Genomic DNA, 7,586 nt, shown 5'->3' with positions numbered 1-7,586 from the left:
CGAGACCGCCCGACGAGCGGCCCTACCCGCCTGGCTCCACACCTACAATCACCACCGCCACCACACCGCACTCGGCGGCCCACCCGCCAGCCGCGTCCCCAACCTCTCTGGACAGAACACCTAGACCACTTCGCGTCAAAGAACGCAACGAAGTGGGCCGTCAAGTCCCGGCAGAGCGCCGAGCTCTGGGTACACGACCTCGCCTTGTGGACCGGCGAATGGGCCACCCATCGGACCTACGGCCGCCAGACAACCCGCGATCCATGACCGGGGCACCCTCTCGCCGGGCGGCACCGGCAGCGATCGGCCCAACTCCTCAGTTAGCCGGCAGGCCCGCTCGGGACCGCACATCAGGTCACTCAACCGGACCGGTCCATGGCGGCCCGAACAGAGAACCAGCCGCGCTGCTCCCAATCTGCTCCCAATGTAAGCAGCACATACGGCGAAGCCCGTTACCGACTGATCCGGCAACGGGCTTCTGACCTGCGCGAACTAAGGGTGGGCGATGCTGGTATCGAACCAGCGACCTCTTCGGTGTGAACGAAGCGCTCTCCCACTGAGCTAATCGCCCTCAGCGCCGTTGACTCTACCCGATCGTGGAACCGGACCGGAAATCCGGGGTCAGTGCGTCGCGAGGTAGTGCATCGCCGCGGCCACCACGTCGACGCCGAGGCTGTACTTGAGTGACAGCCAGACGACGGTGCCCACGAAGATCAGTCCGACGGCGCCGAGCACGGCTCGCACCGGTAGCGACTGTCGCGTCACCCACTGTGTCCATCCGTGAACGTGTCGGCGGGTGAAGCCGAGCAACCGGCGGGCCCAGTGGTATTCGACGGCCCAGATGCCGAGGCCGGCGATGACCAGCAGCCAGCCCGGCCCGGGTAGCGGGATGAGGGCGATGCCGATGGTGACCACCAACGCGCCGGCGATCGAGATGAAGATCTTGAGGGCGATCCGCCCGCTGGGGTTGGCGCGGATCAGGTCGAGGGTGGTCGAGATGCGGTCCCGCCAGCGTGGGCGCCGCGCCGGCTCGCCGACGACGAGGACGCCACCGGTACGGCCCGTGTCGGGCGTCGACCGTCCGGGTCGCTCGGGCTGCTCCTTCGGCACGTCGTACCCCCGCTTTTCGGCTGCTCGGACCGCGACTTTCGGCGGACCGGACGCGGCCACCGGATCCACTGAGGATCGGTTCGTGACCATTTCACCCCCCAGTGTCGCTCGGGCCCGTCACTGCAACGGCCGACTGGACGTTACCGGAGTAAGTCGACGACTGAACCACCCGATGCCGGGCGGGATCACGCACTGGGCAGAACCGGAAATCCTACATGAATCCTCACATTCACGCGGCCTTTCCGTCCCCCTTCCCACCACTGGGTGAAGTCAGCGTATGGCGGAGCGTAGCCAGGAGTAGCACCTGAGTATGGGAAAAGCGGGACACGCGCGTTCCGCAGCGGTGCCGGGGGGAGAACGTCCATGAGTGTCATCCGACCGACGACCGTAGAGGTCGAGACGTCGCTAAGGCTCGTCGCACCTGACGCCACCGCCTTGCCGGTGCGTGCCAGTCTGCGCTACGACCCTGCTGACCCGTATGCGGTCCATGTCCTGTTCCATGCCGAATCGGCAGGGGGCGAGGCGGTGAGTTGGTCGTTCGCTCGCGAACTGCTGGTCACCGGACTGGACGAGCCGGCCGGCATCGGGGATGTGCGGGTCTGGCCCTGGGCCACCCCGCGCGGCGACTTCGTCGCGCTGGCCCTGTCGTCACCGGACGGCAACGCCCTCTTCGAGGTGCCGCGCAGCGTCCTGGTGCGATTCCTTCGACGGACGTACGTCGTCGTCCCGCGCGGCCGCGAGGCCGAGCACCTGGACGTCGACACGGCGGTGAACCGGCTACTCGCCGGTCGCTGAGCACCGCCGGAAAGGGAAATACCGGCCACACCGGGGCCGCGCGGATCTGCCGAGTCCGCGCGGCCCCGGCACACCCAGGGAGTACGCGGACAGCCTGCCCGGGTCGGCCGGTGCTCAGCCGCGCGTGGTGATGCCGCCGTCCACGGGGATGACCGCGCCGGTGAGGTAGGCGCCGGCCCGCGACGAGAGGTAGATGGCAGTTCCGGCCATGTCCTCGGGGCGGCCGATGCGGCCCAGCGGCACCTGCTGTTCGATGCTGGCGCGGCTCGCCGGGTCGTTCAGCGCGAACGCCATCATCTTGCTCTCGAACGGGCCGGGCGCGATGGCGTTGACGGTGATCTGCTCGCCGGCCAGTTGGTGGGCGAGGCCACGGGTGAGCATGTGCACGGCCGCCTTGGTGGCCGAGTACGCGTACACCTCCATCCACGGCACGCGGATGCCGTCGATGGACCCGATGTTGATCACCCGGGCCGGGTCGTCGGCGCTGGCGGCGGCGCGCAGCGCCGGCAGCAGCGACGTGGTCAGCCGGAAGACGGCCTTGACGTTGACGGCCCAGAGCTTGTCGAACGCGGACTCCGGGTACTCCTCCAGCGGCGCGCCCCAGGTGGCGCCGGCGTTGTTGACCAGCACGTCGAGTCGTCCCAGGCGGTCCCGCACGGCGGCGGCCAGTGCCTCGGCGCCGGCGTCGTCACTCAGGTCGGCGGGGATGGCCTCGCAGCGGCCCTCGGCGGAGAGGTCCTTGGCGACCGCCTCGCAGACGTCCGCCTTGCGGGACGAGATGATCACGTGGGCGCCGGCCCGGACGAAGCCCTGGGCGATCATCAGACCGATCCCCCGCGAGCCGCCGGTGACCAGAACCGTCTTGCCTTCGACCGAGAACAGCTGCGTCATGCCCATCCCATCGCGAGTCGGCGGGTCCACCGGCGGTGTGGGCGGCCGGCGGGGCGCCGGGCGGACCGCGGACCGGACGGCGCTACCGCCGGGTAACGTAGCCCGGTCGCCCGGACCGGGACAAGCCCGTCGTCCCGCGACGGCGATCTCACTGGAGATGGGATGCGGTGACCTGCGGTTCGGGCTACCGTCGCAGACGATGGTCCCCACCGATCCCTCCCCCGCGCCATCGATCGGAACGGCGTCACCCGTACCCGACGAGATCGCCACGTTCGCGTTGGCCGACCTGACCCGCGAACGGGTCTGGCGGCGGCCGGTGCTCGTCGAACGGGAGTTGTTGATCCTCACCACCCGCGGGCACGGCGACGCCGAGCTGGATTTCCACCTGCTGCCGTGCCGACCGGGCACGCTGCTGCGGGTCCGCGCCGGTCAGGTGCTGCGCTGTCCCGGCCCGCAGTTCGACGGCACGGTGGTCGGCTGGGACTCCGGGGCGTTGCGCGGGTTCGACGTCGACCCGGACGCCCCGGCGCCGTGGCGGCAGCTTGCCGGCGAGGACGAGGACGCGGTGATCACCGAGGTCAGCCAGTTGGCGGTGGACTGTCAACGGCACGGCGACAGCCCTGCCGGCCGTGCCCTGCTGCGCCACCAGCTCGCCGTGCTGCTGCTGCGGCTGACCCTGCCCGACGCCGACCACGCGCCGCCCCGGCCCGAGGTGGAGACGTTCCGCCGGTTCCGCCGCGAGGTGGAGCACGGCTACCAGCTCACCCGGCGGGTGGAGGACTACTCCGCCGCACTCGGCTGCTCGGTGCGGACCCTCACCCGGGCCTGCCTGGCCGTCACCGGCAACAGCGCCAAGCAGGTCATCGACGAGCGGGTCGCGTTGCAGGCCGCCCGCCTGCTCGCCGCGACGGACGAGCCGATCGCCCAGATCGGTAGGCAGCTCGGCTTCTCCGAGCCGACCAACTTCGGCCGCTTCTTCACCCGGGAGGTCGGTATCAGCCCCGGCGCGTTCCGTGCCGCGCGGGAGCAGCCACCCGCCGGCCGGGTGGTGCGCCCTCGACCGCCGGCCGAGGGCGTCGGCGTCAACGGGGGCCGTTTCCGCCTCGGTGGCACCGGCGAACCGGCCAACGGCGGCCACGGCACCCGAACCGGGTCGCCCACCGGCCCGGGCGGCGGCGCCGGCCGGGCATGATGGCAGGGTGCAGATCTCCGCGCGCGGCGACTACGCGGTACGGGCGGCGCTGAGCCTCGCCACCGCGTACCCCTCACTGCTGTCCACCCAGGCCATCGCCGCCGAGCAGGACATGCCCCGCAAGTTCCTGGAGGCCGTCCTGGCGGACCTGCGCCGGGCCGGCATCGTGCGTGCCCAGCGCGGCGCCGAGGGTGGCTACACCCTGGCGCGCCCACCGCGCGAGGTGACAGTCGGCGCGGTGCTGCGCGCCGTCGAGGGCCCCCTGGCCGGGGTACGCGGCCTGCGCCCGGAGGAGACCCGGTACGAGGGGTCGGCGGAGAACCTGCCCGGCCTGTGGGTGGCCGTGCGCGCCGCCGTGCGGCGGGTGGTCGACGAGGTGAGCCTCGCCGAGATCGTCAGTGGCCGGTTGCCCGCCCACGTGCGCAAGCTCACCGCCCTGCCCGACGCCTGGGAACCGCGCTGACGCCAGCGCAGGTCGAGGGCGGGCAGGTCCGGTCCATCATGGCCCCGGGTCATCGTCCACCCGGGACGGCGAGGGGGTTTCGGAATTCGCCGGTTCGGGAATGTTCGATCTCGACACGGCAGGGAACGGTGACGAGGGGAGTCCTCCGATGGGCCTCATGTTTCGCAAGCGCAAGAAGTACGGTCCGATCATCCTGAACTTCACCGAGAACGGGTTCTCCTCCTGGAGCATCAAGATCGGGCGCTGGTCCTGGAACTCCAAGGCACGGGCTCACCGGGTCGACCTGCCGGGTCCGCTGTCCTGGAAGCAGGACAAGTCCCGGTCGTAGCGCCCCGGGGGTCGAGCGGGGTGCCGGTGATCCACCGGCACCCCGCTCGGCGTCTGCGGGGTCGGCCCGGCGCGGCCCTCAGCGCGCCACGGTGATGACCTCGTCGCCGGCCAGCCGGCCGGTCTCGCGTTCCCGGCGTACGTCGCCTGCGGCGAGCAGGTCTTCCAGCGCCCGGTTGGCGTCGCCGGACCGGTAGACGGTGGCGGTGAGGGTGTGCCGGCGCACTTCGGTGACCTGCCGCGGCCCACCTCGGCGCAGCTCGACCAGCAGCTCGCGGGTCAGTGGCGCGAGGTCGGGATCGCCGGCCACGTCGACCGTCGCGCCCGTCGGGTCGGCAGGGTCGCGGTAGCGCACGTCGAGGTCCGCGCCGACCGCCCACAGCGCGTCGCGTACGGCCTCCAGGCTGCGGTCCGAGCGACTGCCGAACGCGATCACACCGGCCGCCTCGTCGTTCGGCAGCACCGGCGCCACCTCGGCGACCAGCGGAAAGCCGGCCGCGACGAGCGCGTCACGGGCACTGCTGCCCGCGTGCAGCAGCACCTCGCCGGTGCGCCCGTTGGCGGCGGCGGCGAGCACGTCGGCGCTCACCGCACCGGGCACGGCCACGAAAGTGAACAGCGGCGAGCCGGCCGCGCCGGCCGCCTTCACCGCGACCGGCAGCCGGTCCGGGGCGCCCGGCAGCAGGTGCACGGTCACCTCGGCGGGCAGTCCCGCCTCGATCGGTCCGAGTCGGGCCGGCAGGTCGGCGGCGCTGTCGGCCAGCACCAGCACGGTCACCTGCCGGCCTCGTACCTGTGCGGCGTGGCCGGCGACCACCCGCAGCGCCGCCTCCGCGCCGCCCTCGTCGACGCCGGCCAGCGCGACGGTGGCTCGCCGGGAGCGCTGCAGGGCCGTGGGCAGCCAGGTCGTCAACTGGCGGACCAGCAGCTCGCGGAGGAAGTCGGTGGTCCGGTCGGTCGGCATCGGTCCGTTCTACCGCATGGCGGGTCAGGCGGGGACGGAGATCCCCACCCCGCCGCGGGTCTGGCCGCCGTAGCGCCGCCGCTCAGCGTCCAGGTCGAGCCGACCGATCTGCTTGCGGGCGGCCAGCGCGGCGTCGTCGAGCAGGTCGGCCGGGATCAGCCAGACCACCTCGAACTCCAGGCCGTCCGGGTCCCTGCCGTAGAGGCTCTTGGTGGTGCCATGGTCGGAGGTGCCGACCAGCGCGCCCGCGGCGACGAGCCGCTCGGCGGTGGCGGCCAGCTCGTCGAGGGTGTCGACCTCCCAGGCCAGGTGGTAGAGGCCGACGGTGGCCCGACCGGCGGTCGAGCGCCCGGCGCCCGCGCCGATCTCGAACAGGCCGAGGTCGTGGTCGTTCGTCGAGTCGGGGGCCTGGAGGAAGGTGGCGCCCCGGAAGCCGTCCGGGGTCATCGCCACCGGACGGAAGCCCAGCACGTCCCGGTAGAAGGCGACGCTGCGGGCGAGATCGCTGACGTACAGGACCGCGTGGTTGAGCCGGTGGATACCCATGCCCCCAGAGTAGCGCCGCTTAGTTGAGCGTTCAACTATCGGGGGTATGATGGTCGTCATGACCCGCTGGTTGAACCCCGACGAGCAGCGCACCTGGCGCGCGTACCTCACCGCCTCCCGGGCGCTGATGGACACGCTCGACCGTGAACTGCAACGCGACGCGGGAATGCCGCACGCCTACTACGAGATCCTGGTCCGGCTCTCCGAGGCCCCCGGCCGCCAACTACGGATGAGCGACCTGGCCGAGGCGGCCGGTTCGTCGCGCAGCCGGCTCTCGCACGCGGTGGCCCGGCTGGAGGCCGCCGGCTGGGTGCGTCGCGAGGATTGCCCCACCGACCGGCGCGGGCAGGTCGCGGTCCTCACCGACGACGGTTTCGCCACCCTCGCGGCCGCCGCACCCGGCCACGTCGAGGGGGTACGCCGGCACCTGTTCGACGCGTTGAGCCCGGCCCAGATCGACCAGCTACGCCGGATCAGCGAAACCGTGGCCGAGCACCTGACAAGATCCTGACCGATCGACACCGCCGTGGGTCTTGTACTTACCGTCGTCGGATGAGCACGATGGGGCGTGCCCTCCGGCTTCGGCGACCTCACTGATCAGGCGCACCACCTCGTGTCCTCCGGTGATCTGGTGGGCGCACAGCGGCTGCTCTCCGACGCGCTCACCGACGCCGACCCCCGCCCGGCCAACGCCACCCCCGAGCTGGCCGAGGCCGCCAGCCTCCAGGCGCGGGTCCTGGTCGCCCTCGGCGAGCCGCACTCCGCCCGTGGGTGGGCCGCCTTCGCGTACGCGGCCACCACCCGGCTGCACGGCCGCTCCGACCCGCGCACGGTGGCCGCCGCGGCGACACTGGCCGCGGTGCTGCACCGGGTCGGCAGCCACTCCCGAGCCGCCCGGCTCTACCAGGAAGTCATCATCGAGCTGACCGCGCAGGACGGCCCGGAGTCGCTGCGGGTGCTCGCCGCGCACGCCGACCTGGCCACCGTCGAGTACGCGCGTGGCCAGTGCACGGTGGCGCGGGACCGGCTTCAGGACGCCTGGGAGCTGCACCGCGAGGTGTACGGCGACGGGCACCCCAGCGGCATCAAGATGCTGGCCCGGCTCGGCGCGATGCAGCGCGACTGTGGACAGTTCACCGAGGCCCACGACAATCTGGCGCTGGCCCGCGAGCTGTGCCGACAGCACCTCGCGGCCGACGACCCGTTGGCGGCGCAGGTGGCGGCTCTGGCGCGGGCGGCGGCGAACCCGGACCACGTCTGCGCCGACGAGCCGTCTGCCCACGGGGACGCCCCGACGG

Annotated in this window: 10 protein-coding genes, 1 tRNA gene and 1 pseudogene; 7 read left to right on the top strand and 5 right to left on the bottom strand. The window is 72.2% G+C overall.

The features are described from left to right. Positions 1-124: pseudogene (locus FHG89_RS27620) on the top strand (IS481 family transposase); the annotation flags it as partial. A gap of 375 nt (positions 125-499) precedes the next feature. Here the strand turns inward: FHG89_RS27620 and FHG89_RS27610 are convergent. Both FHG89_RS27610 and FHG89_RS27605 read right to left on the bottom strand, forming a co-directional pair. Next, positions 500-571: transfer RNA gene (locus FHG89_RS27610), tRNA-Val, on the bottom strand. Positions 572-621: 50 nt separating this feature from the next. Then, on the bottom strand, positions 622-1,179 hold the full coding sequence (locus tag FHG89_RS27605) for a TIGR02611 family protein (protein WP_425280225.1): 558 nt from the start codon (positions 1,177-1,179) through the stop codon (positions 622-624). 294 nt (positions 1,180-1,473) lie between these two features. Between FHG89_RS27605 and FHG89_RS27600 the strand changes: the two genes are divergently transcribed. Then, on the top strand, positions 1,474-1,905 hold the full coding sequence (locus FHG89_RS27600; RefSeq protein WP_007457244.1) for an SsgA family sporulation/cell division regulator: 432 nt from the start codon (positions 1,474-1,476) through the stop codon (positions 1,903-1,905). 114 nt (positions 1,906-2,019) lie between these two features. On the opposite strand, the gene FHG89_RS27595 is transcribed toward FHG89_RS27600, so the two are convergent. Further along, complete coding sequence (locus tag FHG89_RS27595) at positions 2,020-2,796, bottom strand: glucose 1-dehydrogenase (protein WP_139587332.1); 777 nt, start codon at positions 2,794-2,796, stop codon at positions 2,020-2,022. 199 nt (positions 2,797-2,995) lie between these two features. On the opposite strand from FHG89_RS27595, the gene FHG89_RS27590 reads away from it, so the two are divergent. The 3 genes from FHG89_RS27590 to FHG89_RS27580 all read left to right on the top strand — a co-directional run bounded on the left by FHG89_RS27590 (position 2,996) and on the right by FHG89_RS27580 (position 4,779). Further along, positions 2,996-3,988, top strand: coding sequence for a helix-turn-helix domain-containing protein (locus FHG89_RS27590; RefSeq protein ID WP_139587331.1), 993 nt, complete (start codon positions 2,996-2,998; stop codon positions 3,986-3,988). Between the two features lie 7 nt (positions 3,989-3,995). Next, a complete protein-coding gene (locus FHG89_RS27585; RefSeq protein ID WP_030333674.1) occupies positions 3,996-4,451 on the top strand; it encodes an RrF2 family transcriptional regulator in 456 nt (151 codons plus the stop codon). A gap of 148 nt (positions 4,452-4,599) precedes the next feature. Continuing rightward, positions 4,600-4,779 carry a DUF4236 domain-containing protein gene (locus FHG89_RS27580; RefSeq protein ID WP_030333600.1) on the top strand — a complete coding sequence of 60 codons (180 nt, stop codon included), beginning with the start codon at positions 4,600-4,602 and terminating at the stop codon, positions 4,777-4,779. 78 nt (positions 4,780-4,857) lie between these two features. On the opposite strand, the gene FHG89_RS27575 is transcribed toward FHG89_RS27580, so the two are convergent. Together FHG89_RS27575 and FHG89_RS27570 are read right to left on the bottom strand one after the other, a co-directional pair. Continuing rightward, positions 4,858-5,742: a hypothetical protein gene (locus FHG89_RS27575; RefSeq protein ID WP_139587330.1), complete on the bottom strand. Its 885-nt coding sequence runs from the start codon at positions 5,740-5,742 to the stop codon at positions 4,858-4,860. A gap of 24 nt (positions 5,743-5,766) precedes the next feature. Next, positions 5,767-6,288 carry a VOC family protein gene (locus tag FHG89_RS27570; RefSeq protein ID WP_139587329.1) on the bottom strand — a complete coding sequence of 174 codons (522 nt, stop codon included), beginning with the start codon at positions 6,286-6,288 and terminating at the stop codon, positions 5,767-5,769. A 49-nt stretch (positions 6,289-6,337) separates the two neighbouring features. Between FHG89_RS27570 and FHG89_RS27565 the strand changes: the two genes are divergently transcribed. Both FHG89_RS27565 and FHG89_RS27560 read left to right on the top strand, forming a co-directional pair. Then, a complete protein-coding gene (locus tag FHG89_RS27565) occupies positions 6,338-6,799 on the top strand; it encodes a MarR family winged helix-turn-helix transcriptional regulator (RefSeq protein WP_139587335.1) in 462 nt (153 codons plus the stop codon). A gap of 57 nt (positions 6,800-6,856) precedes the next feature. Continuing rightward, the coding region (locus tag FHG89_RS27560; RefSeq protein WP_139587328.1) for a tetratricopeptide repeat protein at positions 6,857-7,586 on the top strand (730 nt) is incomplete at its 3' end.

This window comes from Micromonospora orduensis (assembly GCF_006228125.1).
GTDB classification, from domain to species: Bacteria; Actinomycetota; Actinomycetes; order Mycobacteriales; family Micromonosporaceae; genus Micromonospora; species Micromonospora orduensis.
This window is presented reverse-complemented; position numbering and strand designations above follow the sequence as displayed.

What these genes read in the sequence shown, in the direction of transcription:
- FHG89_RS27600 (WP_007457244.1), top strand. Translation starts at nt 1,474, where the DNA reads ATGAGTGTCATCCGACCGACGACCGTAGAGGTCGAGACGTCGCTAAGG.
- FHG89_RS27595 (WP_139587332.1), bottom strand. Translation starts at nt 2,796, where the DNA reads ATGACGCAGCTGTTCTCGGTCGAAGGCAAGACGGTTCTGGTCACCGGC.
- FHG89_RS27590 (WP_139587331.1), top strand. Translation starts at nt 2,996, where the DNA reads ATGGTCCCCACCGATCCCTCCCCCGCGCCATCGATCGGAACGGCGTCA.
- FHG89_RS27580 (WP_030333600.1), top strand. Translation starts at nt 4,600, where the DNA reads ATGGGCCTCATGTTTCGCAAGCGCAAGAAGTACGGTCCGATCATCCTG.
- FHG89_RS27575 (WP_139587330.1), bottom strand. Translation starts at nt 5,742, where the DNA reads ATGCCGACCGACCGGACCACCGACTTCCTCCGCGAGCTGCTGGTCCGC.
- FHG89_RS27570 (WP_139587329.1), bottom strand. Translation starts at nt 6,288, where the DNA reads ATGGGTATCCACCGGCTCAACCACGCGGTCCTGTACGTCAGCGATCTC.
- FHG89_RS27565 (WP_139587335.1), top strand. Translation starts at nt 6,338, where the DNA reads ATGGTCGTCATGACCCGCTGGTTGAACCCCGACGAGCAGCGCACCTGG.